Genomic DNA, 26,410 nt, shown 5'->3' on the forward strand with positions numbered 1-26,410 from the left:
TCAAATATCGTTTCAATAAACACGCTTTGCCAGGCCCAGGACCGCAAGTTTTAAACCCCCGTTCGGTCCTGGCTCCAGTCTCGTCCTGCGCGAGGCCGGGAGCAAGGCACTTAGCCATCTTGGAAACAAATAAAAATGCCGCGCCCCGGCATCATCGCCTCCGGGGGCAACCCTGTTATTATCGGCGCCACACTTTCATGCCCTCTTTCCAGCAGATCACGAGCGAATCCATGAGCACCGACAAGACCAACCAGTCCTGGGGCGGCCGCTTCAGTGAACCCGTCGACGCCTTCGTCGCGCGCTTCACCGCCTCCGTCACCTTCGACCAGCGCCTCTACCGCCACGACATCATGGGCTCGATCGCCCACGCCACGATGCTGGCCAAGGTCGGCGTGCTGACCGACGCCGAGCGCGACAGCATCATCGACGGCCTGACCACCATCCGTGGCGAGATCGAAGCCGGCACCTTTGACTGGCGCGTCGACCTGGAAGACGTGCACATGAACATCGAGGCCCGCCTCACCGACCGCATCGGTGTGACCGGCAAGAAGTTGCACACCGGTCGCAGCCGTAACGACCAGGTGGCCACCGATATCCGCCTGTGGCTGCGGGACGAGATCGACCTGATCCTGGCGGAAATCACCCGCCTGCAAAAAGGCCTGCTGGAACAGGCAGAGCGTGAGTCCGGCACCATCATGCCCGGCTTCACCCACCTGCAAACCGCGCAGCCTGTGACCTTCGGCCACCACCTGCTGGCCTGGTTCGAAATGCTCAGCCGCGACTACGAGCGCCTGGTGGACTGCCGCAAGCGCGCCAACCGCATGCCGCTGGGCAGCGCCGCACTGGCCGGCACCACCTACCCGATCGACCGCGAATACACCGCGCAACTGCTGGGTTTCGACGCCGTGGGCGGTAACTCCCTGGACGGCGTGTCGGACCGTGACTTCGCCATCGAATTCTGCGCCGCGGCCAGCATTGCGATGATGCACTTGTCGCGTTTCTCCGAAGAGCTGGTGCTGTGGACCAGTGCGCAATTCCAGTTCATCGACCTGCCGGACCGCTTCTGCACCGGCAGCTCGATCATGCCGCAAAAGAAAAACCCAGACGTGCCGGAACTGGTACGCGGCAAAAGCGGCCGGGTATTCGGCGCGCTGATGGGCCTGTTGACCCTGATGAAAGGCCAGCCGCTGGCCTACAACAAGGACAACCAGGAAGACAAGGAACCGCTGTTCGACGCCGCCGATACCCTGCGCGACTCGCTGCGGGCGTTTGCCGACATGATCCCGGCGATCAAGCCCAAGCACGCCATCATGCGTGAAGCGGCCCTGCGCGGTTTCTCCACCGCCACCGACCTGGCGGACTACCTGGTACGCCGTGGCCTGCCGTTCCGCGACTGCCACGAAATCGTCGGGCATGCGGTGAAGTACGGCGTGGACACTGGCAAGGACCTGGCGGAAATGAGCCTGGAAGAACTGCGCCGGTTCAGCGACCAGATCGAGCAGGACGTCTTTGCGGTACTGACCCTGGAAGGGTCGGTGAATGCCCGTGACCATATCGGCGGGACTGCACCGGCGCAGGTGAAGGCTGCCGTGGTTCGCGGCCAGGCGTTGCTCGCCAGCCGCTAAAAGCATCGCAGGCAAGCCAGCTCCCACAGTAGATCGAGTTCTTCAGAACAACTCGGTCACCTGTGGGAGCCGGGCTTGCCCGCGATGGCGCCCTCACAGACGCCAGCTATCTACTTCTTCGCCGCAACCATCGCCATAAACGCCGGCATCGCCGCCTCCTTGTCCGCCGCCACCCGCTGGGCATTCGGCAGCGCCTGCAAGCGCGCCAGCAAATCCTTGGCCTTCGGCATCTCAGCCAACAGATCCAGCCCGAACAGCTTCCCGGCCACGGCACACGCCAGGTCCACGCTGTACACGAAATACAAATCCGCAATCGTGAAACTGTCCCCCGCCACATACGGCGCGAACTTCCCATGCCGCCCCAGTGACGCAACCCCAAGCAATAGCTCAGCCCTGGATTTGTCCTTGATCGCCTCCGGCACCGGCATCCCGAAAAACGCCTCGGCGAAACACGCCCGGGCCGGCAACTCGATATACAGCTCGATCTCCCTGCACAACGCCAGCACCTGGGCCCGCTGGAACCCATCGCTCGGCAGCAGCGAACGCCCGCCCTGGGTCTGTTCGAGGTATTCGAGGATCACGCTGGTTTCATTGATGAACCCTTGCTCGACACCCAGCACCGGCACCTTGCCCCGCGGGCTCACGGCCAAGGCTTCAGGGGTCTGGCCTGCGTAGAACGGCACCTCTTCGAAGGGCAGCCCTTTCTCCAGCAGCGCCAGCTTGACCATGTTGTAGTAGTTGCTGACCGAAAATCCATAAAGCTTGAGCATCACAAAGCCTCCAGGCCGTGTACGGGGTTGGCAGCAGTGGTTATAGATCGGGATGCCACGCCTGGCCAGCAGCATCACCCGAGTGAATGGGGGTAGACTGGCGCCCTTTCCTTCAGGAGCCTGCCATGAGCGAGCCAACCGATATCGACAACGACGAAGAAGAGTTCGCCGAGACCACCTTGATTGAAGCGATCGAAAACCAGATCGAAAGCGACAACCCGCCCGCCGCCAAGGCCACGTTCAACAAGCTGACCCTGGTGGGCTACGAGCGCGAAGACATCCTGCAAATGATGGCCCACGTCCTGGCCATCGAAATCGACGCCCTGCTCGAAGAAGACCGCGCCTTCAATACCGAATGGTATGAAACTACCTTGCGCGCACTGCCAGAGCTGCCGCCCGAGAAGCAATAAGCGCCACCCCGCGCTGGCCAGCAAACTCTTGCTGGCCACAATCCTGCCCTACATCAACGCCGCATGAGTTCCGACTGGACAGGCCGCCAAAGTGCGTTCACCTTATGGCTGCTAACGTCTAAAAATTCCTAGAAAGTCTGGAGTCCTTATGTCGTATACCCCTGAGTTGGTTGCCGAACTGGAAATCCTTGCACTCTTCAACCTGGGCAGCTCCCAGGAAGGTCTGAAAGTTCATCAGACTGCCGCTCCCACTGCCATTGCCGCTGCCCGGCGCCTGTTTGATAAAGACCTGATCGACCAGCCAGACGGTGGTTACCTCACCAGCCTCGGCCGGGATGCTGCCGAACACGCACAAAGCCTGCTGACTATTCTGAAGACCGCCAAAGAAGCCGCCTGACATTTCGTATCGCCCACGGGATCCTCTTTTCACGGATTCCGCGGGCATTCCTGCGCCCGGGATAAAATTCCGGCGCCAAACACAAATTCCCGCTAAACCTCCTACGCTACTGGCTGTAAACTCCCCAACGGCCGCCCACGTCGGGCCCTGCGAGCCACCGAGTTCGACATGACCCGCACCCACGAAATCCGCCCCGACCTGGACGAAGGCATCGACCGCAAGGTGCTGGCCCAGTTGCGCGCGCGGTTTCTGGCCCTGAACGAGGGCCGCATGGCCCGGGCCGTTGAAGGGCTGACGCCGCGCCAGCAAAGCGTATTGACGCTGCTGCCACTGTTTTTCCACGTCAATCACCCACTGCTGCCGGGCTATGTGTCGGGCAGTACGCCGGCCGGCCTGTCGAATTTTGAACCCGACGCACAAGCCTTGGCCGAGGCCCAGCGCCTGACCCGCACGTTTTGCTACAAGCCCCGGCACGGCAACCCGCCGCGACCGATTCACGGCCTGTTCCTGATGGGCAGCCTGGGCACACTGGCCCAGGCCGATCAAAGTGATATGGACGTGTGGGTCTGCCACGCCGCCGATCTTGGGGAAAACGAACTGGCCGAGCTGCGCAAAAAATGCCAGCTGCTGGAAACCTGGGCCCTGAGCATGGGCGCCGAGGCGCACTTCTTCCTGATCGAGCCGACGCGCTTTATCCAGGGCGAGCGTGACACCCAACTGAGCTCCGAAGACTGCGGCACCAGCCAGCATTACCTGCTGCTGGACGAGTTCTACCGCACCGCCATCTGGCTGGCCGGGCGCACGCCGATCTGGTGGCTGGTGCCGGTGTACGAAGAAACCCGCTACGCCGAATTCACCCATGCGCTGATCTCCAAGCGCTTTATCCGCGCCGACGAAACCCTCGACCTGGGCCACCTGGCCCACATCCCGCCGGGTGAATTTATCGGCGCCGGCCTGTGGCAATTGTTCAAGGGCATCGAATCGCCCTACAAGTCGGTGCTCAAACTCCTGCTGACCGAGGTCTACGCCAGCGAGCACCCGAAGGTGCAGTGCCTGAGCCTGCGCTTCAAGCGGGCGGTGTTTGCCAACCAGGTGGACCTGGACGAGCTGGACCCGTACATCGTGGTCTACCGCCGGATCGAGGAATACCTCAAGGCCCGCAACGAGCCGGAACGCCTGGAACTGGTACGGCGCAGCCTGTACCTGAAGGTCAACCGCAAACTCACGGCCGGCCAGCGCGCATCCGGCTGGCAGCGCTTGCTGCTGGAGCGCCTGGCCCATGAGTGGGGTTGGGACCAGCGCCAACTGGCCCTGCTGGACAGCCGCAGCCAATGGAAAGTCCGCCAGGTGGCCTCCGAACGCCGAGCGCTGGTCAACGAGCTTAACTACAGCTACCGCTTCCTGACCCAGTTTGCCCGCACCGAACAGACCGTCAGCCTGATCAACAAGCGCGACCTCAATGTGCTGGGCCGGCGCCTGTACGCCGCATTCGAGCGCAAGGCCGGCAAGGTCGAGTTCATCAACCCTGGCATCGCCCCGGACCTGGCCGAAGACACCCTGACGCTGGTGCAGTCGCCCAACCGCAAAGAGCCGGGCCAGTATCACTGGGGCCTGTACAACGGCAGCCTGACCGCTCTGGAATGGGAGCATTTTGCGCCGATCAAGCGCAGCCGCGACCTGCTGGAAATGCTCACCTGGTGCCACCGCAACGGCGTGATCGACAGCAGTACCCGCCTGGCGCTGCATCCCGGTAGCAGTGACATGACCGAGTTCGAGCTGTTCAACCTGCTGGGCAGCCTGCAACAGACTGTCGTGCTGCCTTTGGCCAGCGTGGATGAGGAACGCCTGCTGCGCTCGGCAGTGCCCGAGGAAGTGCTGCTGCTGATCAACGTCGGTGTCGACCCGCTCAAGCATCACCGCGACCTGAACATCCTGATGACCACCGAGCGCACCGACTCCCTGAGTTATGCGGGCGTACGGGAAAACCTGGTGCTGACCCTGGACCAGGTCACCGTCAACAGCTGGAACGAGGTGATGGTCAGTCGCTACGACGGCCCCCACGCACTGCTCGACTGCCTGCGGGACTACTTGAATCAGCTACCCGCCGATCATTTGCCACGGTTGCGGGTACGCTGCTTCTGTCACAACCGCGCACAATTCATCGCCCAGCGCGTGGAAGAAATCTTCGACACCGCGCAAAACCTGCTGCTGGGCCAGGAAAACCATCGCTACCTGGTGCAGGTGCAACAGCACTACCACGTGATGGAACTGACGCCCGGCCAGGCCAACCATGTGTCACTGGCGACCCAGGACGCGTTGATCGCCTACCTCAGCGAAGAACAGGCCAGCTACAGCCCGCTGCACCTCGATACCATGGCCCTGGAAGACCACGACCTGGCACTGCTGCTGCCCATGGGCCTGCCCGACTGCGTACAGGTGTTCTACCGGATCAACGAGGGGGTCGCCGAGCTGTACGTGCTGGATGAATTCAACGCACTCTGGCAGCAGCGCCTGCCGTTTCACGACGAGCAAAGCCTGTTGGTGCCGTTGCAGCGCTTCCTGCAGTCGATCATTTATCGCCGCGACGCACTGCTGCCGCTGGACCCGCAACAGCCGCTGGGCGCGGTGCAAATCCTGTATTACCAGCTGTTGCCGTCCGGCAGCAGTCGCGCACGCCGGGCTGAACCACGCCCGGCGCCGCAAACCCCGGCCAATAAGCCGTTCTACGACGTGCAGGCGATTATCGGCAAGGCTGCACCGGGCCAGGTGGGCATCACCTTGTACTGCAATCAACGGGAGTTTTCCGAGCTGGAATTTGGCGACCAGCTGTTTGCGGTGGTCGCCCAGCAAATCGTCGGGCAACGCCAGGAGGCCGAGCGCTACCGCTGCTACATCACCGATCTGGACCTGTCCGGCCTGCTCGGTGATGTTCAAAGCCCGAGCAATCTGTACCTGCGCTACAAGGCTGATCTGGAACTGGCGCTCAATGAAGCGCTGAACCAGGTTTAAAGCGAGAACGCGCCGCCGTCTTTTGGCTGGCCTTCGACACTGAGCAATTCAAGCTTGAGGGTCTTGCCGCCCGGCGCTGGCCAGTCGATGTGCTGGCCGACTTGCAGGCCCAGCAACGCGCTGCCCACCGGCGCCAGGATCGATATCTTGCCTTCGTCGGCGTTCGCGTCCTTGGGGTAGACCAGGGTCAGGTGATAGTCCTTGCCACTGCCTTGTTCACGGCAATGCACGCTGGAGTTCATGGTCACGACAGTTGCAGGCACTTCATCGTGGCCAACCACTTCTTCGGCGCGGTCGAGTTCGTGTTGCAGGGCTTCAACCCCCGGCGACGCCTCGCCTACACGGTCGATCAGTTGCTCAAGACGCTGCACGTCAAGACGGGTGAGGATGATGGAAGGTGCGGTCATGATTCAGGCAGACTCCTTTTTTCTGCACAAAAAAGCAAAACCCCGCCAGAAAAAGGCGGGGTTCTCACGGACCTCGATGAGTTGAGGTGTACCCGGACACTACCACAGCACAATAAATAAACAAGACGGCCTCAGGTGGAGGCCTTGCGCTGCTCGGCCTGGGCGACGATCACGCGGCGCCGCGCATCATCGGCAGAGCGCCATTCACGGATGTCTTCCACGTGGCGGAAGCAGCCGAGGCAGACTTTCTGCTCATCCAGCCGACATAAACTGATACAAGGTGACGGCACCGCCGGGCTGACATTGCTGAACAGCGGCTTGGGCGGGCGTACAGGTGCGGGCTGCGTCACGATCAGATCTCGTCGAAGTCCAGCTCGACGCCGGCTTGTTCCTGGGTGAGGCGCGCGAGCATTTCGCTCAGCAGCTCATCGGTGGTGTCGTGGGTCCAGCGGTTTTCTTCTTCATCGTAATCGAAGTGGAAACCACCGGTACGCGCCGCCAGCCATAGCTGACGCAGAGGCTCCTGGCGACTGAAAATCAGCTGGGTGCCATTTTCAAACTTGACGGTCAGTACACCGGCCGAGTTCTCCAGGTCCACATCCAGGCCGCTGTCGTCGAAAATATCCTCCAGCGCTTGCTGGGTCGAATCCACCAGGTCGTGAAAACGCGCTTCGGTCAAACTCATTGTGGGAACCTCGAAAAGTGTCTGGTCTCGCTCAAGCGCCGCACAATACGGACGCGCCATCATGATTGCAAAGGATACCGATTTCATTACCCGAAGCCGTGTGAATTATCCTCAACTGATGTAAGCGCAATCGCGACAAACTCGGCAAAGCCCCGCCGGACGGGTATTTCGGCGCATAGGCAATCCGGCAGGTGGTCGGTATACTCGGGCGCAATTAATGCATATTCAAGGATTTCGCCATGAAGCGCCTGATCTCTTCCCTTGCTGCGCTCGTCGCGGTCGCTTGCCTCGTTAGTGCCTGTGGTCAAAAAGGCCCGCTGTATCTGCCCGATGACAGCAAAGACCCGAATGAACAGGCGCAGTCGTCGCAAACCAAAGCGCACAAGCACGACACCTACTAAGGGAACATCATGGACGCTTTTAACTACCGGGACGGCGAGCTGTTCGCGGAAGGTGTCGCGCTGTCCGCCATTGCCGAGCGCTTTGGTACCCCGACGTACGTGTACTCCCGTGCCCACATCGAAGCCCAATACCGCTCCTTTGCCGACGCACTGGAAGGTACGCCGAGCCTGGTGTGCTTCGCCGTAAAAGCCAACTCCAACCTGGGTGTACTAAATGTCCTGGCGCGTTTGGGCGCCGGTTTCGACATCGTGTCCCGGGGCGAGCTCGAGCGTGTACTGGCCGCTGGCGGCAAGGCTGACAAGATCGTGTTCTCCGGCGTCGGCAAGAGCCGCGAAGACATGCGCCGCGCCCTGGAAGTGGGCGTGCATTGCTTCAACGTCGAATCCACCGACGAGCTGGAGCGCCTGCAAGTGGTCGCCGCCGAGATGGGCGTTCGCGCGCCGATCTCCCTGCGGGTCAACCCGGACGTAGACGCCGGCACTCACCCATACATTTCCACCGGTCTCAAAGAGAACAAGTTCGGCATCGCCATTGCCGACGCCGAGGACGTGTACATCCGCGCCGCCCAGTTGCCGAACCTGGAAGTATTGGGCGTCGACTGCCATATCGGCTCGCAACTGACCAGCCTGCCACCGTTCCTCGATGCCCTCGACCGCCTGCTGGCGCTGATCGACCGCCTCGGCGAGTGCGGCATCTACCTGCACCACATCGACCTCGGTGGCGGCGTGGGCGTGCGTTATCGCGATGAAGAGCCGCCGCTGGTCAGCGACTACATCAAGGCCGTGCGCGAGCGCACCGAAGGCCGCGACCTGACGCTGATGTTCGAGCCGGGCCGCTACATCGTCGCCAACGCCGGCGTGCTGCTGACTCAGGTCGAGTACCTCAAGCACACCGAGCACAAGGATTTCGCCATCGTCGACGCGGCGATGAACGACCTGATCCGCCCGGCGCTGTACCAGGCCTGGATGGACGTGACGGCCGTCAAGCCACGTGCAGGCGTTGGCCGCGCGTACGACGTCGTCGGCCCGATCTGTGAGACCGGCGACTTCCTGGCCAAGGAACGTCAGCTGGCCCTGGAAGAAGGCGACCTGCTGGCCGTGCATTCGGCCGGTGCCTACGGGTTTGTCATGAGCTCCAACTACAACACCCGCGGGCGTACCGCCGAGGTGCTGGTGGACGGTGATCAAGCGTTTGAAGTGCGTCGCCGCGAGACGGTAGCCGAGTTGTTTGCTGGCGAAAGCCTGCTGCCGGAGTAAGGTCATGTTGCTGCGTTTTACCAAGATGCACGGGCTGGGCAACGACTTCATGGTCCTCGACCTGGTCAGCCAGCACGCGCACATCCTGCCCAAACACGCCAAGCTGTGGGGCGACCGGCACACCGGTGTCGGCTTCGACCAGTTGCTGCTGGTGGAAGCACCGAGCAACCCGGAAGTGGATTTCCGTTACCGGATCTTCAACTCCGACGGCTCCGAAGTGGAACAGTGCGGCAACGGTGCCCGCTGTTTCGCCCGCTTTGTGCTGGACAAGCGCCTGACCGCCAAACGGCAGATTCGCGTCGAGACCAAAAGCGGCATCATCGAGCTGGATATTCGCAGCGACGGCCAGATCGGCGTCAACATGGGCGCGCCACGGCTGGTGCCGGCGGACATTCCGTTCCAGGCTACCGAGCAAGCGCTGAGCTACCCGGTGGACGTGGACGGCAAGACCGTCAACCTGGCCGCCGTGTCCATGGGCAACCCCCACGCCGTGCTGCGGGTGGATGACATCAACAGCGCACCGGTTCATGAACTGGGGCCGAAGATCGAAAACCACCCGCGCTTTCCGGCGCGGGTTAACGTGGGTTTCCTGCAGGTCATCGACCGTTCCCGTGCGCAGTTGCGCGTCTGGGAACGCGGTGCCGGCGAAACCCAGGCCTGCGGCACCGGTGCTTGCGCCGCTGCCGTCGCCGCCATCAGCCAGGGGTGGATGGATTCGCCGCTGCTGATCGACCTGCCCGGTGGACGCCTGTCCATCGAATGGGCAGGTCCCGGCCAACCGGTGAAAATGACCGGCCCGGCCACCCGCGTCTACGAAGGACAGGTCCGTCTATGAGTGAGCAAATCTAATGACTGATAAGCCTCAAGTACCCGCGCAAGCATCCCCAAGCGAAAGTCTGGAGGCCGCAGCCGTTGCGGCGTATCTGGAGGCTAATCCGGACTTCTTCGTCGAACACGAAGAGCTGTTGCCGGCCCTGCGTATTCCCCACCAGCGCGGCGACACCGTGTCGCTGGTGGAGCGGCAGATGAAGATCCTGCGCGAGCGCAATATCGAGATGCGCCACAGGCTCTCGCAACTGATGGACGTGGCCCGCGACAACGACCGCCTGTTCGACAAGACCCGCCGCCTGGTCCTGACCCTGATGGACGCCGCCAGCCTGGAAGAAGCGGTGATTGCCGTCGAAGACAGCCTGCGCCAGGACTTCCAGGTGCCCTTTGTGAGCCTGATCCTGTTCAGCGACAACCCGATGCCGGTGGGCCGCTGGGTCAGTGGCAGCGATGCCCAGACCGCCATTGGCGGCCTGCTGTCCGAAGGCAAGACCATCAGCGGCACCCTGCGTGAGCATGAGCTGGACTTCCTGTTTGGCGCCGAGCAGCGCCAGCAGATCGGCTCCACCGCCGTGGTCGCCCTCAGTCATCAAGGCTTGCATGGCGTGCTGGCCATCGCCAGCCGTGATCCACAGCATTACAAAAGCTCGGTGGGCACACTGTTCCTGAGCTATATCGCCGAAGTGCTGGGCCGCGTCCTGCCACGCTTCACCACCGCCCTGCGCGCGGTGCGCTAGCCATGGAACGACAACTGGACGCCTACTGCGCTCACCTGCGCAGCGAGCGCCAGGTGTCGCCGCATACCCTGGAAGCCTACCGGCGGGACTTGAACAAGGTCCTGGCGTTCTGTGAGAAACACCACATCGGCAGCTGGAAGGCCCTGGACATTCAGGGTCTGCGCAGCCTGATCGCCCGCCTGCACCAACAAGGCCAATCCTCCCGCAGCCTGGCGCGCCTGCTGTCGGCGGTACGCGGCCTCTATCACTACCTGAACCGCGAAGGCCTGTGCGACCACGACCCGGCCAACGGCCTGGCGCCGCCCAAGGGCGAACGCCGCCTGCCCAAGACCCTCGACACGGATCGCGCCCTGCAATTGCTTGATGGCGCCGTGGAGGACGATTTCCTGGCCCATCGCGACCAGGCGATCCTCGAACTGTTCTATTCCTCGGGCCTGCGCCTGTCGGAGCTGACCGGGCTCAACCTCGATCAACTGGACCTGGCGGACGGCCTGGTGCAGGTGCTCGGCAAAGGCAGCAAGACCCGCGTATTGCCGGTGGGCAAGAAGGCCCGCGAAGCCTTGCTGCTATGGCTGCCGCTGCGCGCCCTGGCCAACCCGGCGGATGATGCCGTGTTCATCAGCCAGCAAGGCCGGCGCCTCGGGCCGCGGGCCATTCAGGTGCGGGTCAAGGCCGCCGGCGAGCGCGAGCTGGGGCAGAACCTGCACCCGCACATGCTGCGGCACTCCTTTGCCAGCCACTTGCTGGAGTCGTCCCAGGACCTGCGCGCCGTGCAGGAGCTGCTGGGCCACTCCGACATCAAGACCACCCAGATCTACACCCACCTGGACTTCCAGCACCTGGCAACGGTGTACGACAGCGCCCATCCACGGGCCAAACGCATTAAGGGCAGTGACTCATGAGCATCAAGCTGATCACCTTCGACCTGGACGACACACTCTGGGATAACGTGCCGGTCATCATCAGCGCCGAGGCATCGATGCGCGAATGGCTGGCGACCCACGCCACCAAGGTGGGCGACTTGCCCCTGGAGAAGTTCGCCAGCCTTCGCCAGCAGGTGCTGGAGCGGTATCCCGAGCTCAAATACCGCATCAGCGTGTTGCGCCACAAGGTGCTGCAACATGCCTTCGAGGAAGCCGGATACCCACTGCCGGAAGCGGCGCAGATGGCGGATGTGTGCTTTGAAGCGTTTATCCACGCGCGCCACCAGCTCACGGTGTTTCCCGAGGCCGAGCCGATGCTCCAGGCGCTGCGCCAGCACTATTTGCTTGGGGTGATCACCAACGGCAATGCCGATGTACAGCGTGTGGGGCTGGCGGATTACTTTCACTTTGCCCTGCGGGCTGAAGACATTGGTATCGCCAAGCCGGATGCGCGGTTGTTCCAGGAGGCCTTGCAGCGCGGTGGCGTAGAGCCGGGCGCGGCGGTGCATGTCGGGGATCATCCGGGGGATGACATTGCCGGGGCGCAGCAGGCGGGACTGCGGGCGGTGTGGTTTAACCCGGCGGGCAAGGCCTGGGAAGCGCAAAAGCGCCCGGATGCCGAGATTCGCAGCCTGACCGAGTTGCCAGAAGTCCTCGCCCGTTGGAACGTATAACTGACGATGAAGCGCTTTTGTGGCGAGGGAGCTTGCTCCCGTTGGGCTGCGAAGCGGCCCCTGAACCAGCCACGACGGCCTTTCTGAAAGACCGCGTCGACCCAACCAGGGGCCGCTTCGCGCCCCAACGGGAGCAAGCTCCCTCGCCACCACAAACGCTTCATTCTTAGATGGGTGTTGGGACTGACCCTTTTGATTCGCCCATGAAAAAGCCCGCAGCGACGGCGGGCTTTTTCAGCAAGCGGACAGCGGCCCTTAGATAGGCCGGCTGCCGTACTTGTTATCCGGCTTCTTCGGCGGATCAGCCACCACGTTAGCCTCGACTTCCTGCACTTTGCCGCCTTTAGCGAGGAATTCTTCCATCGCACGGGCCAGCGCATCGCGCTCTTTGTTCTTGGCTTCTACGCTCGGCAGTTCGTCAACCGACACCGCAGCCTTGGCCTTGCCCTTGGCTGCCGGGGCCGGTGCATCGTCGCCACCGTCGTCGTCAGCCACGTCTTCGGCAGCCGCCTCAAGACCTTCTTCGGTTTCGTCGTCGTCGCCTACTTCGAGGTCGTCGTTTTCCAGATCATCGTCGCTCATGTTCTACCTCATGACTTGCGAAAAGCAGATTAGTTATAGCCCAGCTTCGCCACCTGTCGACGGCGGCCGGAAAAAAATCAACATCCACCGGTTAACCAGTGGCTTATGCCCCATCACCGTGCAAGGTGGCGAGGACTTTACGAGCACCGCCATGATCACGGTGCTCGCCCAGATAAACACCTTGCCAGGTCCCCATCGCCAAGCGGCCGGCCCTTACCGGCAAACTCAGCTGGCAGCCCAGGAGACTGGCCTTGAAGTGCGCCGGCAGATCATCCGGACCTTCGTCGTTGTGTTCATATCCCGCCATGCCTTGCGGCACCAGCGCATTGAAAAAACGCTCGAAGTCACGGCGAACCGCCGGGTCGGCATTCTCGTTGACCGTCAACGAGGCCGAGGTGTGCTGCAGCCACAAATGCAACAGGCCCACCCGACAGGCCTTCAATTCAGGCAGGCCGGCGAGCAACTCGTCCGTTACCAGATGAAAGCCCCGGGGCTTGGCCCGCAGGGTTATCAGGGTCTGTTGCCACATACAGTTCTCCGCCCATCGGCGCGCATTCTAGCGCGCTCAGGGAAAAAACAAAGTGCCGAATACGCCTACATGCCTGTAAGACATTCGCACAGTGAAAAGTGCGGTGTGGATAGCATCACAAAGTCGTGAAAAAACCCATACACCTTTAGCCACAGACAAACCCCAGGCAAAAAAATGCCCGGCAAGCCGGGCATCTTTTTTTCGCGTACTTACAAGTTGTAGCCGCGTTCGTTGTGTTGCGCCAGATCGAGGCCAACTGCCTCTTCTTCTTCGGTCACCCGCAGGCCCATCACCACGTCCAGCACCTTGAGGATGATGTACGTCACGATAGCGGTGTAGATGACGGTGAAGCCGACGCCTTTGCACTGGATCCAGACTTGTGCCGCGATGTCGGTGGTGGTGGCGTTGAAGCCGCCCATCGCCGGTGCAGCAAATACGCCGGTCAGGATCGCGCCGAGGATACCGCCGATACCGTGCACGCCGAAGGCGTCCAAGGAGTCGTCGTAGCCCAGTTTGCGTTTCAGGGTAGTGGCGCAGAAGAAGCACACCACACCGGCAGCCAGGCCGATCACCAGGGCGCCCATCGGGCCCACGGTGCCAGCGGCTGGAGTGATTGCCACCAGGCCCGCAACCACACCCGAGGCGATGCCCAGGGCGCTTGGCTTACCGTGGGTGACCCACTCGGCGAACATCCAGCCCAGCGCTGCAGCAGCGGTAGCGATCTGGGTGACCAGCATCGCCATGCCGGCAGTGCCGTTGGCCGCAGCAGCGGAGCCGGCGTTGAAGCCGAACCAGCCGACCCACAGCATGGCCGCGCCCACCAGGGTGTAACCCAGGTTGTGCGGTGCCATCGGGGTGGTTGGGAAGCCTTTACGCTTGCCGAGTACCAGGCACGCTACCAGGCCAGCCACACCGGCGTTGATGTGCACCACGGTGCCGCCGGCGAAGTCCAGCACGCCCCAGTCGCCCAGCAACGAACCCGGACCGCCCCACACCATGTGGGCAATCGGTGCGTAGACCAGGGTGAACCAGACGCCCATGAAGATCAGCATCGCGGAGAACTTCATACGCTCGGCGAACGCACCGACGATCAGCGCCGGGGTGATGATCGCGAAGGTCATCTGGAAGGTCACGAACACCGCCTCAGGGAACAACGCCGCCGGGCCGGTGATGCTGGCCGGGGTCACACCCGAGAGGAACAGTTTGGACAAGCCACCCACAAACGAGTTGAGGTTGACGACGCCTGCTTCCATACCGGTGGTGTCGAACGCCATGCTGTAGCCGTAGACGAACCACAGGATGGTGATCAGGCCGGTGATGGCGAAGCACTGCATCATCACGGAAAGAATGTTTTTGGAGCGAACCATGCCGCCGTAGAACAGCGCGAGGCCTGGAATGGTCATGAACAGCACCAGCGCGGTGGACGTGAGCATCCACGCGGTGTCGCCGGAATTGAGGACTGGAGCAGGTGCTGGGTCCGCCGCCATGGCCAGGGCCGGCATTACGAGGGACAACAGGGCTCCTAGCCCTGCGAATTTACGCAGAGTCATATTGTTTTCTCCTGGGGCGTTGGGGTTTGGCGGCTTAGATTGCGTCGGTATCGGTTTCGCCGGTACGGATGCGAATAGCCTGTTCCAGATTGACCACGAAGATCTTGCCGTCACCGATTTTGCCGGTGTTGGCGGCCTTGGTTATCGCCTCGATAACCCGGTCAAGATCCTTGTCGTCAATGGCGACATCAATCTTCACCTTTGGCAGGAAATCGACCACGTATTCCGCGCCGCGATACAGCTCGGTGTGACCCTTCTGCCGACCGAAGCCTTTGACCTCAGTAACGGTAATGCCCTGCACGCCGATCTCGGACAGTGACTCGCGTACATCGTCCAACTTGAACGGCTTGATGATGGCAGTGACTAGCTTCATGAAAACTCTCTCCCGAATTGGTGGACTTGCCCCAGGAAAACAAACCCGTCTCAAGTCTAAGCGCAGTGCCTGGCTTTGTAACGCTTCGTCGCCCTGGCATTTGCCATTGCGACGCTCGCTAACCACTGGTGACGAAACATGTACCGCTGGTCCGTCGGCGCACTGCATCGTCACAGCGACTGCATCAGTGCATGGGTCATGATCGTCTAAGCAGAAAGCTTGCCAGCTCCGTAAAAATCACTGAAATCAGTCCTTTGTTCGCTTGTGCCCACCTGCCGGGCGCTGTTGCCGCGAAGATACGCACGAAAACAGTGCGCGACCGCCCGGCCCCATGCGCGAAAAGCGTGCGCCGGCGGCGGTAAAAAAGACTATAGACGCTGCGTGATACACTGCCGGCCAACAGATTTTCCGGACTATTTCCCATGCTCGCGCCCAAAGACCTCCTCGACGCCCTGAGCGGCCACGCCTCCCGCCTGTTCAGCAGCGACACACCGCTGCCACGCAATGAAATTGAAAGCCAGTTCAAGGCGCTGCTGCAGAGCGGCTTCAGCAAGCTGGACCTGGTCAGCCGGGAAGAGTTTGATAGCCAGATGGTGGTGTTGGCGCGCACTCGGGCGCGGCTGGAAAGCCTTGAGGCCAAGGTGGCGGAGCTGGAAGCGCGATTGACGCCTGCCGCCGAATAAACCGGCCAACCGGGGCAGGTCTTGCCTGTCCCCGTTAAACCGTTGCTACCGTCAGCTTACCCGCTGATACCCGCCGACAACGCCCTTCTTCGACAACACCCACTGCCACAGCTGGATATCCCGCGCGCGAAACGCCCCTGCACACGACAGCAGGTAATAGCGCCACATCCGGTAGAAACGCTGGCCAAAGGTTTCTGCAAACTCGGGCCACGCCAACTCGAAGTTTTCGCACCAGGCCATCAGCGTCTTGTCGTAATCGGCGCCAAAGTTGTGCAAATCTTCGGCAACAAATAATCCGTCCATGGCATCGCCAACCTGCCCGATCGAGGGCAAATCGCCGTTTGGAAAGATGTATTTATCGATCCACGGGTCCGGCGTGCTGTTGCGCTGGTTCTTGCCGATGGTGTGCAGCAGGAACAGCCCTTCGTCCTTCAGGCAGCGGTTGGCGACCTCCATATACGCCCGATGATTCTTGCGGCCCACGTGCTCGAACATGCCGACGCTGGCGATATGGTCGAATTGCTCGTCGATATCCCGATAGTCCTGCAGCCTAAACTCGATCGGCAGATGGGCGTACTTGGCGCGGCCCCACTCCGCCTGCTCCTTGGAGATGGTCACACCGACACACTCGACGCCGTAGTGCTCGGCGGCATGGCTCATGAAGCTCCCCCAGCCACAGCCGATATCCAGCACGCGCATGCCCGGCTTGAGCCCCAGTTTTTTACAGATCAGGTCCAGCTTGGCGAACTGCGCCTGTTCCAGGGTGGTGGCGTCTTTCCAGTAGCCGCAGGTGTAGGTCATGCGCGAGTCGAGCATGCTTGCGTAAAAGTCATTACCGAGGTCGTAGTGCGCTTCGCCGACTTGCCAGGCGCGCTTCTTGTTTTGCAGGTTCAGCCATCGGGAACTGAACGCGTGAAACAACAAGGTGGCCGGGTTGGCCTGGTCGATCACGCCGGAGCGCATGAGCCGGTAGAAAAACTCATCCAGCGCCTCGGCATCCCAGCCGCCGTCCATATAATCTTCGCCAAGCCCCAGGTTTCCCTTGGCCAGGGCCAGGTCGAACGTGGCACTGTGGTGCAGTTGCATATCCGCAGCCGACGGTCCGTTGACCTCGATCTGCGCCTGCGCCAGCAACTCCTTAACGAAGCGCGCTCCCTGAGACATCTCATCAGAACCGGAAAAAGAATGACGCGTTTTGTTAAGCACAATTGCTCTCCAGAAATAGCGTTGCCTTTGATTCATACACTGCGAGAAATCTGGCCATGGAAGCGTCTGGAAAGGCCCTTGCGGCATGACCGGGAACGCTGGCTGGGAACAGATGTAACAAATCTTATCCAGCCAATTTTTAAAGATATAATGAATTAATATTATGAAAACCATGCAAAATTGGAATGCAAGATGGACATCCGGGCGCTCCGTTATTTCGTAGAAGTCGTGGACCAGCAGAGCTTCACCAAAGCCGCCACCAAACTGCACCTGACCCAACCCACGGTCAGCAAGATGGTGCAGCAACTGGAATCGAGCCTTGGCCTGAGGCTGCTGGACCGCATGGGAAAACGCTTCACCCTGACGGACGCCGGGGAGATCGTGCTCAAGCGCGCCAAGGAAATGATCGCGCTGCACGACGAGATGACCGTAGAGCTGCAAGACCTGCAGCAGGTCGGCCGTGGCGCCCTGCGCATGGGGCTTTCACCCTCCACGCACCTCGCGCTGGCGCCGATCTTTGCCGAATATCACGCCCGCTATCCGAAGATCGAACTGAAACTGTTTGAAAGCGGCGGCAACGTCACCCTTCAGGACCTGCGCCAGGGCACCCTGGAGTTCGGCACCATTTTGGACTCACCGCGCGTGGCGGATATCTGGTCCGAATTCGAATCAATGCCCTTGTTCGAATCGCCGCTGTGCCTGCTCGCGCCCCACGACTCGCCCTGGCAGGGACGCAGCTCGGTGCAACTGAGCGAACTGCACGCCTGCGAATTCATCTTTTACGATGACACCTTCACCCTGAACCAGTTTGTACTCGATGCCTGCGCCCAAGCCGGTTTTGAGCCGCGCATCAGCGGCCGCAGCAGCCAATGGGACTTTATCGCCTCCCTGGTGCGGCTGGGCGTGGGCATCACCCTGCTGCCCCGGGCGTTCTGCGACACCCTCGACGCCAGCCAATTCAGCATTGCGGAAATTCAGTCGCCGGCCCTGAACTGGCGGCTGATGCTGGCGTGGCGGCGCCAGTGCAAGCTGTCGTTTGCGGCGCAGGCGTGGTTGACGTTGGCGAAGGAGTTTCTGTGTGTGCCGGCCGATAAAGTTTGATGCGAAGGTAGTGCCGGTCTTCCAACTGTCCTTGCGTAGCTAAGGTCGTTTCGGGCAGTTTCCTACGACACGCACTGACGCTTTCCGATAGCATCCCCATGCCATCGCTCTCTAGGCTGCTTGCTGCTGAATATTCAGCGCTGGGTTTGGCGACCCGGAAAGCATGCGACGCATGGCGTCCACCATCCGATATCGGGCATTAGCTCGCGACTCGTTTATGGCGGCTGTGTGTGGGAGACCTTAGGGTCTGCCGGTATTCGCTTGCACCGGTTCGCCAACCCGCACGCAGCTGCCACCCTTATCGTTTGGCGACGGTAACCGGCAGTTCACTCAAGCGAATATGGGTACTGCACCATGGAAAACGATCATCTCGTTCCTCACGTTTTTACGCGGCACAATCTGCATCTTCATGCCCTATTACTGGAAAATCAGGCTTGGTTCAGTGCTCGTGATTTGGGGCGATTTTTACGCCTTTACCTGGATGAACGGGCGCTGCGCAAGCTTGACCCTGACCAACACCAATACCGAAAGGTGCTCCACCATGGTGCCGTGGAACGAACGCTTCTGATCAGCGAGTCCGGCATCTATGCGTTGTTGGTTTATCACTACTGCCCGGAGTACCGGAGCCTTCGTGAGTGGGTGACCCATGATGTGATCCCAGCATTACGCGATGCTCAAGTAACCAGCCGATGTGAGCATCCAGTCTTGAGCTTGCTCGATTGGCCACAGATGTCTCTGAGCCTTCTGCATTGGAATAATAAAGCGTGGATCAGCCTGCAGGACGTGCCCCATGTGCTACCGGAGCAAGGGCAGTCCAGGCCCAGCGAAAAATCATGGTGGAGACGCCTTTTCCGCCTGCGTTCTCCAGATTAGGGGACGGGCCGGACAAGGGCTTTTGAGAGGATCTAAGTAGCCTAAGCGCAGCAATCAATAAGTACCCAGGATCACAGCATGGAAGCACTTTGATATCATTCAGAAGCTCGCTTTAACCTTCAAACCTCGGACGGATAAAATCCCCAATGGAAATAGGAAACATCGTCAAAATTATCATGGCTATCGGCGCGATAATTGGTGTGGCAAAAATCATCTATGAACTCTCCTCCAGCAGTAAATTGAAATTAAGAGAGGAGTATAAATTTGCGAAAGAATTCCTCACCGACTTGGATGAGGAGATACCACCTCATCACCTTGCCGTTGAACGCGGCTACTACGCTCTAGCGGGAACTTCTTCAATACAAGTTTCAGATATTAAATATCTTATTACGCTCTCCAATCCCGATAAGTCTCTTAGAGATTACGCACTTTCAAGAAAGTATGTCGAGCTCAACAAAAAGCTTCATAGAATTGATTTTAGGTCAAAGTACCAAAGTAATTTTTCGAGAATATGGAGAAAATCCTTCTATATCTTTATCTACATATTAGCTTCCCTGTTAGCCATGTCCCCACTCCTGCTGGCTGCGCCCTTAAACCTTGGTCCAAGATTCATGCTATTGGCCTTAGTCACAATCCCTGGATGCGGATTCTTTGCCTTTGACGCGTTACGCAGCGCCATGAAAATCATGAGAGGTGAAGCGCTAGTCAAAGAACAAGAAAAACATGTGCCACTCATCATCGTAAAAAATGAAAAAACCCGGATAAAAATTTAACGTAATATTTTGGCCTGACTGCTTCTAATTGAACGCAGTCAGTCTTAAATTATTGTGCGAAGAAGAGCTTTTGCTTGGTAAGCTGCAATCCATCGTTCAATGCTGCCACCTGTGAGATGTCCTGTAAAACTTCCAGGGCGCACGCAGCAACCTCTGAACTACCCTTGAAAAACCGCAGGAAGCGGCCACTCATTTCAAGGATCGAGCATGTCCCTCGCCATTGTCCACAGCCGCGCCCAGATTGGCGTCGAAGCCCCCGCCGTCACCGTCGAGGTGCACATGGCCAACGGCTTGCCGTCGCTGACGCTGGTGGGCCTGCCGGAAACCGCGGTCAAGGAAAGCAAAGACCGCGTGCGCAGCGCCATTCTCAATTCCGCGCTGCAATACCCGTCCCGCCGCATCACCCTCAACCTCGCGCCCGCCGACCTGCCCAAGGACGGCGGGCGTTTTGATCTGGCGATTGCCCTGGGGATTCTCGCCGCCAGCGTGCAGGTGCCGACGCTGACCCTCGATAACGTGGAATGCCTGGGCGAACTGGCGCTGTCCGGCGAGGTGCGGGCGGTGAAAGGTGTGTTGCCGGCAGCCCTGGCGGCGCGCAAGGCCGGGCGCACCTTGATCGTGCCTCGGGCCAATGCCGAGGAAGCGTGCCTTGCCTCGGGGTTGAAGGTGATTGCGGTGGATCATCTGCTGCAAGTGGTGGCGCACCTGAACGGTCACGTGCCGATCGAACCCTTCGTTTCCAGTGGCCTGATGTACCTGAACAAGCCCTACCCGGACCTCAGTGAAGTGCAGGGCCAACTGGCAGCCAAGCGCGCCCTGTTGATCGCTGCGGCGGGCGCCCACAACCTGTTGCTCAGCGGGCCGCCGGGCACCGGCAAGACCTTGCTCGCCAGCCGGCTGCCGGGGTTGTTGCCGCCCTTGAGTGAGCAGGAAGCGCTGGAGGTCGCGGCGATTCAGTCGGTGGTCAGCCTGGCGCCGCTGAGCCACTGGCCGCACCGGCCATTTCGCCAGCCGCACCATTCGGCATCCGGCCCGGCGCTGGTGGGCGGTGGGTCGAAACCGCAGCCGGGGGAAATCACCCTGGCCCATCACGGTGTGTTGTTTCTCGATGAGCTTCCGGAGTTTGATCGCAAGGTCCTGGAGGTGCTGCGGGAGCCGCTGGAATCCGGGCATATCGTGATTTCCCGCGCCCGCGACCGAGTGAGTTTCCCGGCGCGTTTCCAGTTGGTGGCGGCGATGAATCCCTGCCCTTGCGGCTATGTGGGCGAGCCGAGCGGCCGTTGCCGCTGCACGCCGGAGCAAATCCAGCGCTATCGCAACAAACTCTCCGGGCCGCTGCTGGACCGGATTGACCTGCACGTGACTGTCGCCCGGGAAAGCACCGCGCTGAACCCGGGCAAACAGTCCGGCGATGACACCGCCAGCGCGTCCGTGCTCGTCGCCGAGGCCCGGGAGCGTCAGCAACGGCGCCAGGGCTGCGCCAATGCCTTTCTTGACCTGCCGGGGCTACGCCAGCACTGCAAGCTGGTGAAGGCCGATGAAGGCTGGCTGGAGAGCGCGTGCGAACGGCTGACGCTGTCGTTGCGGGCGGCGCATCGCCTGCTCAAGGTCGCCCGCACCCTGGCCGACCTGGAACAGGTGGATGCCATCGCCCGCCATCATCTGGCGGAAGCCTTGCAGTACCGGCCTGCCAGCGCTTCCTAGGCAACCCCAGGAGCACCGCGCGGCGCAACCAGGTGCTGGGCTGTCGGACCGAGGCTTGAGGCGTCGGATCGGCCGTCATCGCGGGCAAGCCCGGCTCCCACAGTGGACCGCGTACTTCAGAACAACACGGTCAACTGTGGGAGCGGGCTTGCCCGCGATGGGGCCCGAACAGTCAATCAACGAAACCGGTCAACCTCATGCCGCAAGCCCGCCGCCAGGGTTTCCAGTTCCTTGGCGGTGATCGCCAGGTTCGACACCACTTCACGCTGCTCGCTGTTGGCCAGGGCAATGCTCTGCAGGTTGCTGCTCAGCAAGGTCGCCGTGCTGCTCTGCTCCTGGGTGGCAGTGGTAATCGCCGCAAACTGCTGGCCGGCCGAGCGGCTTTGCTCGTCGATCCGCGCCAGCGCCGATGCCACGTCAGCATTGCGCGCCAGGCCTTCCTGCATCAGCACGTTGCCTTGCTCCATGGTGCTGATGGCGTTGCCGGTTTCCTGCTGGATGCTCTGGATCATCCCGGAGATCTCGTCCGTGGCCTGACGGGTGCGCGACGCGAGGTTGCGTACTTCATCCGCCACCACCGCAAACCCGCGCCCCTGCTCACCAGCCCGTGCGGCTTCGATGGCGGCGTTGAGCGCCAGCAGGTTGGTCTGTTCGGCAATCGCGGTGATCACACCGACGATCCCGCCGATTTCCTGGGAGCGCTGGCCCAGGGTGTTAATCACCGTGGCCGTGCTGTTCAGTGCAGTGGCGATGTGTTCCAGGGACGACGACGCCTCTTGCATCGAGGTGCGGCCGATCTTGGTTTGTTGGGCGTTGTCCTGGGCCAGGCGTTCGGTATTGCCCATGTTGTCGGCGATGTTCAGCGAGGTGGCGCTGAACTCTTCCACTGCGCCGGCCATGCTGGTGATTTCGCCGGACTGTTGCTCCATGCCTTCATACGCACCGCCAGACAAACCCGACAGCGCCTGGGCGCGGCTGTTCACGTCTTCAGCGGCCTTACGGATGTGCGACACCATGGTCGACAGCGCTTCGCCCATCTGGTTGAAACTGCGGGCCAACTGGCCGATTTCGTCATGGCTGGAAACGTTGAGCCGCGCACTCAAATCACCAGCGCCCAGGGCTTCGGCCTGACGCACCAGGTCGCCCAACGGCTGCAACTTGCTGCGCAGCAGCCAGACCGCAGCGCCCACCGCCAGCAACATCGCGAGCAAGCTGCCGATCACCAGGCGAATGCCCACCGACCAGGTCACCGCACGAATTTCGGCTTTCGGCATGCTCGCCACCACCGACCACGGGCCGCCTTCAAACGGCACCGCGACGCTGTAGAAGTCTTCGTTCTTGTCGCTCCAGAAGCGGCCTTTGCCGGGTTTGGCGGCCAGATCGAGCATCACCGGGATCGCCTGGTCGAGCGCCTGCACACCCGCCGGCGGCACCAGCCAGTGCTTCTGTTCGTCCAGCAGCGCCAGGGAACCGGTTTGGCCGATGCGGAAGCGCTTGAGGTTGTCGAACTGGGCGTTCTGCGCGTCGGTGTAGTCGAAGCCGACAAACAGCACCGCAATCACTTTGCCGCTGGCGTCACGCACCGGGCTGTATTGGGTCATGTAGGAGCGATCAAACAACACCGCGCGGCCGACGTAGCCCTGCCCGCCGAGCAAACGCTGATAGGCCGGGTGCTGGTGATCCAGCGCCGTACCGATGGCGCGGCTGCCGTCCTGTTTGGTCAGGGAGGTGCTGACGCGGATAAAGTCCTCGCCACTGCGTACGAACAAGGTCGCCACGCCGCCGGACATCTGCTTGAACTCGTCGACTTCAGCGAAGTTGTTGTTCAGCACTTCCTCGCCCAGGTACAGGCCCGGGGTCTGCACGCCCGCCACCGTCACCGGTTGGTCGGGGCGCGTGCTCAAGCCAGCGCTGAAGCGCTTTTCAAACAGCCCGCTCAAACGCTGGGTACTTTCGCGCAGGGTGCTGTGGAAGGTATTGAGTTGGTCGGCCAGCAACCGGGCCTCGCTGGCCAGGTGTTCCTCGCGGGTGTCGAGGTTGGCGGAGTCCAGCGAACGCAAGGCGAACACCGTGCTGCCGCTGATGACGACCGCCAGTATCACGGCGAGGGCAAGCCCCAGTTGGGAGGCGATCCGGGCGCGAGGTTGAGACATGAAGGCTCCTGGCCGAGGCCAGGATCATCCTGATCTCATAGCGCTGCTCGGCAAAATTCTAATAGGGGAAACGTTGTAGAACGCTAGTTCCAACAACCCTACTTCGGCGGGCAAGCTCAATACTTGAGCAATTCGCAGGGGTATCACGCAAACGATTGCTCCGAGGCGCGCAAACACCTCAATCGAGGCGCTCCACCCGGGGCAATTCCATCGCCTGCACCTCGCCCTGGAGAAAGTCCGCCAAGCGTCGCAAACGCTCGCCTCCGGGCCGGGTTTTCGGCCACACCAAGTAGTAATTTTCCCCACTGGCCACGGCGGTGGGCCATGGCAGGCTCAAGCGGCCCTGGGCGACGTCTTCGGCCACCATCAGCAAGTCGCCCATGGATACGCCGTACCCTCGGGCGGCGGCGATCATGCCCAACTCCAAGGTGTCGAACACCTGCCCGCCCTTGAGCGAAACCTGGGATGACAGCCCCATGCGCTCGAGCCAGTAGCGCCAGTCGCGACGGTCGGGCGTCGGGTGCAGCAATTCGGCAGTGGCCAGCCGTGTGACATCCCAGGGGCCGTCGCTCAACAGGTTCGGCGCGCCCACCGGAATCAGCAACTCGGGGAACAGGTAGCTCGCCTCCCAGTCCGGCGGGAAATGCCCATTGCTCAGCAACACCGCGCAATCAAACGGCTCCTGGTTGAAGTCCACTTCATCGATGCTCATCCAGGCGCTGGTCAGCTGCACTTCATTGCCCGGCTGCAAGTGCCGGAAGCGACTGAGGCGCGCCAGCAACCAGCGCATGGTCAGGGTGGACGGGGCCTTCATGCGCAGGATGTCGTCTTCCGCATTCAACGTATGGCAGGCGCGCTCCAAGGCCGCAAAGCCTTCGCGCACGCCCGGCAGCAGCAGGCGCGCCGCCTCGGTGAGCTGCAAGGTGCGGCCGCTGCGCTGGAACAGGCGGCAGGCGAAATGCTCCTCCAGGGTACGAATGTGCCGGCTCACCGCACTTTGGGTGATCGACAACTCTTCCGCCGCCCGGGTGAACGAGTTGTAGCGGGACGCGGCTTCAAAGGCGCGCAAGGCGTAAAGAGGAGGAAGACGACGAGACATGGCGAAAGCTCCGACGGCGCAATATCGAAACCCTACCAGAATCATTCAGGCATGAGTTTTAATCATGCTAACCATCGGATTTATCCCTTTGTGCAAAGCGCTGTGAGCGCCGAGAATCAACCCTTCCACCCTTCCCTGACTTTTTGAGCGTGATGATCATGCAGCATCCGGCACGTACCGAACTCTGGGCCATTCTGCGGCTGTCAGGGCCGCTGATTGCCTCACAGTTGGCCCACATGCTGATGGTGCTGACCGACACCCTGATGATGGCCCGCCTGAGCCCCGAGGCCCTGGCCGGCGGCGGCCTGGGGGCGGCGAGCTATTCGTTCGTGTCGATTTTCTGCATCGGCGTGATCGCAGCCGTGGGCACCCTGGTCGCGATCCGCCAGGGCGCGGGCGACATCGAAGGCGCCACCCGGCTGACCCAGGCCGGGCTGTGGCTGGCCTGGTTGATGGCGCTGGTGGCCGGTTTGCTACTGTGGAACCTCAAGCCGGTGCTGCTGATGTTCGGCCAAACCGAAACCAACGTCGCCTCCGCCGGCCAGTTCCTGACCATCCTGCCGTTCGCCCTGCCCGGCTACCTGACGTTCATGGCACTGCGCGGCTTCACCAGCGCCATCGGCAAGGCCACGCCGGTGATGGTCATCAGCCTGGGCGGCACGGTGATCAACTACCTGCTCAACCACGCGCTGATCGAAGGCATGTTCGGCCTGCCGAAACTCGGGCTGATGGGCATTGGCCTGGTCACGGCCATCGTCGCCAACTGCATGGCCCTGGCGCTGATCTGGTACATCAAATACAACCGCGCCTACGACGCCTATCCGCTGCGCAAGGGCCTGCTGCGGCCCAACCTGCATTACCTGCGGGAACTGTGGCGCCTGGGCCTGCCGATTGGCGGCACCTATGCGGTGGAAGTCGGGCTGTTTGCCTTCGCGGCGCTGTGCATGGGCACCATGGGCAGCACGCAATTGGCTGCGCACCAGATTGCCCTGCAGATTGTGTCGGTGGCGTTCATGGTGCCGGCAGGCATGTCCTACGCGATCACCATGCGCATCGGCCAGCATTACGGTGCAGGGCAGTTGCTGGAGGCGCGGCTCGCCGGGCGGGTCGGTATCGGCTTTGGCGCGCTGGTGATGCTGGGCTTTGCAGCGGTGCTGTGGCTGTTCTCGCACCAATTGATCAGCTTGTTCCTCGACCAGAACGACCCGGCCTTTCGCGACGTGATCAACCTCGCCGTCAGCCTGCTGGCCGTGGCCGCGTGGTTTGAGCTGTTCGACGGTGTGCAGACTATCGCCATGGGCTGCATTCGCGGGCTCAAGGACGCCAAGACCACGTTCCTGGTCGGGCTGGGTTGCTACTGGCTGATCGGCGCACCGGCCGCGTGGCTGATGGCGTTTAATCTTGGTTGGGGGCCGACGGGCGTGTGGTGGGGCCTGGCCCTGGGCCTGGCGTGCGCGGCAGTCAGCCTGACGTGGGCGTTTGAGCGGAAGATGAAGCGGATGATTCGCCAGGAGCCTGAAACCCACCGCGGGTTTCAAGCCGCACAGCCTGAGTAACGAATGTACTCGGTCAGTGCAGGAGTTGGCTTATGTGGGAGCCGGGCTTGCCCGCGATGCAGGCACCTCGGTCGGTCAGACACATCGCGGTGATGCTATCGCAGG

General features: G+C 61.4%; 27 protein-coding genes. 16 read left to right on the plus strand and 11 right to left on the minus strand.

All coding sequences use genetic code 11. The features are described from left to right. The first annotated feature begins 230 nt into the window (after nt 1-230). A complete protein-coding gene (gene argH, locus V3W39_RS08940; RefSeq protein ID WP_177043750.1) occupies nt 231-1,625 on the plus strand; it encodes an argininosuccinate lyase in 1,395 nt (464 codons plus the stop codon). Nucleotides 1,626-1,735: 110 nt separating this feature from the next. Here argH and V3W39_RS08945 read toward each other — a convergent pair whose 3' ends face one another. Next, nucleotides 1,736-2,395: a glutathione S-transferase family protein gene (locus V3W39_RS08945; protein WP_177043749.1), complete on the minus strand. Its 660-nt coding sequence runs from the start codon at nt 2,393-2,395 to the stop codon at nt 1,736-1,738. 125 nt (nt 2,396-2,520) lie between these two features. On the opposite strand from V3W39_RS08945, the gene V3W39_RS08950 reads away from it, so the two are divergent. From V3W39_RS08950 to V3W39_RS08960, 3 genes are all read left to right on the plus strand, one after another. Next, nucleotides 2,521-2,805 carry a hypothetical protein gene (locus V3W39_RS08950; protein ID WP_088422102.1) on the plus strand — a complete coding sequence of 95 codons (285 nt, stop codon included), beginning with the start codon at nt 2,521-2,523 and terminating at the stop codon, nt 2,803-2,805. Nucleotides 2,806-2,953: 148 nt separating this feature from the next. Continuing rightward, the gene (locus tag V3W39_RS08955) at nt 2,954-3,202 is read left to right on the plus strand and encodes a TIGR02647 family protein (protein WP_177119991.1); all 249 of its coding nucleotides are present in this window, start codon (nt 2,954-2,956) and stop codon (nt 3,200-3,202) included. 168 nt (nt 3,203-3,370) lie between these two features. After that, nucleotides 3,371-6,211, plus strand: coding sequence for a class I adenylate cyclase (locus tag V3W39_RS08960; RefSeq protein WP_330212510.1), 2,841 nt, complete (start codon nt 3,371-3,373; stop codon nt 6,209-6,211). Here the strand turns inward: V3W39_RS08960 and rnk are convergent. The 3 genes from rnk to cyaY all read right to left on the minus strand — a co-directional run bounded on the left by rnk (nt 6,208) and on the right by cyaY (nt 7,303). After that, entirely contained in the window at nt 6,208-6,618 is a 411-nt protein-coding gene (gene rnk / locus V3W39_RS08965) for a nucleoside diphosphate kinase regulator (RefSeq protein WP_010168013.1), read from the minus strand. The two genes, V3W39_RS08960 and rnk, sit on opposite strands and share 4 nt — an antisense overlap. A 131-nt stretch (nt 6,619-6,749) precedes the next feature. Further along, nucleotides 6,750-6,968, minus strand: a complete 219-nt coding sequence (locus V3W39_RS08970; RefSeq protein WP_177043746.1) for a DUF1289 domain-containing protein — start codon at nt 6,966-6,968, stop codon at nt 6,750-6,752. 2 nt (nt 6,969-6,970) lie between these two features. Beyond that, nucleotides 6,971-7,303 carry an iron donor protein CyaY gene (gene cyaY, locus V3W39_RS08975; RefSeq protein WP_177043745.1) on the minus strand — a complete coding sequence of 111 codons (333 nt, stop codon included), beginning with the start codon at nt 7,301-7,303 and terminating at the stop codon, nt 6,971-6,973. A gap of 239 nt (nt 7,304-7,542) precedes the next feature. Between cyaY and lptM the strand changes: the two genes are divergently transcribed. The 6 genes from lptM to V3W39_RS09005 are packed head-to-tail and all read left to right on the plus strand — an operon-like array spanning nt 7,543 to nt 12,123. Beyond that, entirely contained in the window at nt 7,543-7,704 is a 162-nt protein-coding gene (gene lptM, locus V3W39_RS08980; RefSeq protein ID WP_003208801.1) for an LPS translocon maturation chaperone LptM, read from the plus strand. 9 nt (nt 7,705-7,713) lie between these two features. After that, the gene (lysA, locus tag V3W39_RS08985; RefSeq protein WP_177043744.1) at nt 7,714-8,961 is read left to right on the plus strand and encodes a diaminopimelate decarboxylase; all 1,248 of its coding nucleotides are present in this window, start codon (nt 7,714-7,716) and stop codon (nt 8,959-8,961) included. Nucleotides 8,962-8,965: 4 nt separating this feature from the next. Then, entirely contained in the window at nt 8,966-9,796 is an 831-nt protein-coding gene (dapF, locus tag V3W39_RS08990; RefSeq protein ID WP_177043743.1) for a diaminopimelate epimerase, read from the plus strand. 13 nt (nt 9,797-9,809) lie between these two features. Then, a complete protein-coding gene (locus V3W39_RS08995) occupies nt 9,810-10,526 on the plus strand; it encodes a DUF484 family protein (RefSeq protein WP_167664014.1) in 717 nt (238 codons plus the stop codon). Between the two features lie 2 nt (nt 10,527-10,528). Further along, nucleotides 10,529-11,428, plus strand: a complete 900-nt coding sequence (gene xerC, locus V3W39_RS09000; protein WP_177128876.1) for a tyrosine recombinase XerC — start codon at nt 10,529-10,531, stop codon at nt 11,426-11,428. Further along, nucleotides 11,425-12,123, plus strand: a complete 699-nt coding sequence (locus tag V3W39_RS09005; protein ID WP_330212511.1) for an HAD family hydrolase — start codon at nt 11,425-11,427, stop codon at nt 12,121-12,123. Before xerC ends, V3W39_RS09005 begins: the two co-directional genes overlap by 4 nt. A 255-nt stretch (nt 12,124-12,378) precedes the next feature. Here V3W39_RS09005 and sutA read toward each other — a convergent pair whose 3' ends face one another. The 4 genes from sutA to glnK all read right to left on the minus strand — a co-directional run bounded on the left by sutA (nt 12,379) and on the right by glnK (nt 15,157). After that, complete coding sequence (gene sutA / locus V3W39_RS09010) at nt 12,379-12,705, minus strand: transcriptional regulator SutA (RefSeq protein WP_064454697.1); 327 nt, start codon at nt 12,703-12,705, stop codon at nt 12,379-12,381. Nucleotides 12,706-12,808: 103 nt separating this feature from the next. Further along, a complete protein-coding gene (locus V3W39_RS09015) occupies nt 12,809-13,234 on the minus strand; it encodes a secondary thiamine-phosphate synthase enzyme YjbQ (protein ID WP_017476675.1) in 426 nt (141 codons plus the stop codon). A gap of 209 nt (nt 13,235-13,443) precedes the next feature. Continuing rightward, complete coding sequence (locus V3W39_RS09020; RefSeq protein ID WP_177043739.1) at nt 13,444-14,784, minus strand: ammonium transporter; 1,341 nt, start codon at nt 14,782-14,784, stop codon at nt 13,444-13,446. Between the two features lie 34 nt (nt 14,785-14,818). Further along, a complete protein-coding gene (gene glnK, locus V3W39_RS09025; protein ID WP_002555808.1) occupies nt 14,819-15,157 on the minus strand; it encodes a P-II family nitrogen regulator in 339 nt (112 codons plus the stop codon). A gap of 422 nt (nt 15,158-15,579) precedes the next feature. Between glnK and V3W39_RS09030 the strand changes: the two genes are divergently transcribed. Then, complete coding sequence (locus V3W39_RS09030) at nt 15,580-15,840, plus strand: accessory factor UbiK family protein (RefSeq protein ID WP_003208783.1); 261 nt, start codon at nt 15,580-15,582, stop codon at nt 15,838-15,840. Nucleotides 15,841-15,891: 51 nt separating this feature from the next. Here the strand turns inward: V3W39_RS09030 and cfa are convergent, their stop codons facing one another. Further along, nucleotides 15,892-17,004, minus strand: a complete 1,113-nt coding sequence (cfa, locus tag V3W39_RS09035) for a cyclopropane fatty acyl phospholipid synthase (RefSeq protein WP_177043738.1) — start codon at nt 17,002-17,004, stop codon at nt 15,892-15,894. Between the two features lie 234 nt (nt 17,005-17,238). Here cfa and V3W39_RS09040 point away from each other — a divergent pair, with 234 nt between their 5' ends. The 4 genes from V3W39_RS09040 (at nt 17,239) to V3W39_RS09055 (ending at nt 21,497) form a co-directional block, all read left to right on the plus strand. Continuing rightward, entirely contained in the window at nt 17,239-18,147 is a 909-nt protein-coding gene (locus V3W39_RS09040) for a LysR family transcriptional regulator (RefSeq protein WP_330212512.1), read from the plus strand. A 354-nt stretch (nt 18,148-18,501) separates the two neighbouring features. After that, a complete protein-coding gene (locus V3W39_RS09045) occupies nt 18,502-19,020 on the plus strand; it encodes a BRO-N domain-containing protein (protein ID WP_330212513.1) in 519 nt (172 codons plus the stop codon). Between the two features lie 146 nt (nt 19,021-19,166). Then, nucleotides 19,167-19,793, plus strand: coding sequence for a hypothetical protein (locus tag V3W39_RS09050; RefSeq protein WP_330212514.1), 627 nt, complete (start codon nt 19,167-19,169; stop codon nt 19,791-19,793). Nucleotides 19,794-20,000: 207 nt separating this feature from the next. Then, nucleotides 20,001-21,497 (plus strand): YifB family Mg chelatase-like AAA ATPase, encoded by a 1,497-nt coding sequence (locus V3W39_RS09055; protein WP_177079181.1) that lies wholly within the window; start codon nt 20,001-20,003, stop codon nt 21,495-21,497. Between the two features lie 176 nt (nt 21,498-21,673). Here V3W39_RS09055 and V3W39_RS09060 read toward each other — a convergent pair whose 3' ends face one another. Further along, nucleotides 21,674-23,650: a methyl-accepting chemotaxis protein gene (locus tag V3W39_RS09060; protein ID WP_259195492.1), complete on the minus strand. Its 1,977-nt coding sequence runs from the start codon at nt 23,648-23,650 to the stop codon at nt 21,674-21,676. Nucleotides 23,651-23,828: 178 nt separating this feature from the next. After that, on the minus strand, nt 23,829-24,749 hold the full coding sequence (locus V3W39_RS09065) for a LysR substrate-binding domain-containing protein (protein WP_177043733.1): 921 nt from the start codon (nt 24,747-24,749) through the stop codon (nt 23,829-23,831). 152 nt (nt 24,750-24,901) lie between these two features. Here V3W39_RS09065 and V3W39_RS09070 point away from each other — a divergent pair, with 152 nt between their 5' ends. Continuing rightward, entirely contained in the window at nt 24,902-26,305 is a 1,404-nt protein-coding gene (locus V3W39_RS09070) for a NorM family multidrug efflux MATE transporter (protein WP_330212515.1), read from the plus strand. Nucleotides 26,306-26,410: the final 105 nt, after the last annotated feature.

It is taken from the genome of Pseudomonas sp. Z18(2022) (genome assembly GCF_036346535.1).
Taxonomy (GTDB): Bacteria; Pseudomonadota; Gammaproteobacteria; order Pseudomonadales; family Pseudomonadaceae; genus Aquipseudomonas; species Aquipseudomonas yamanorum_A.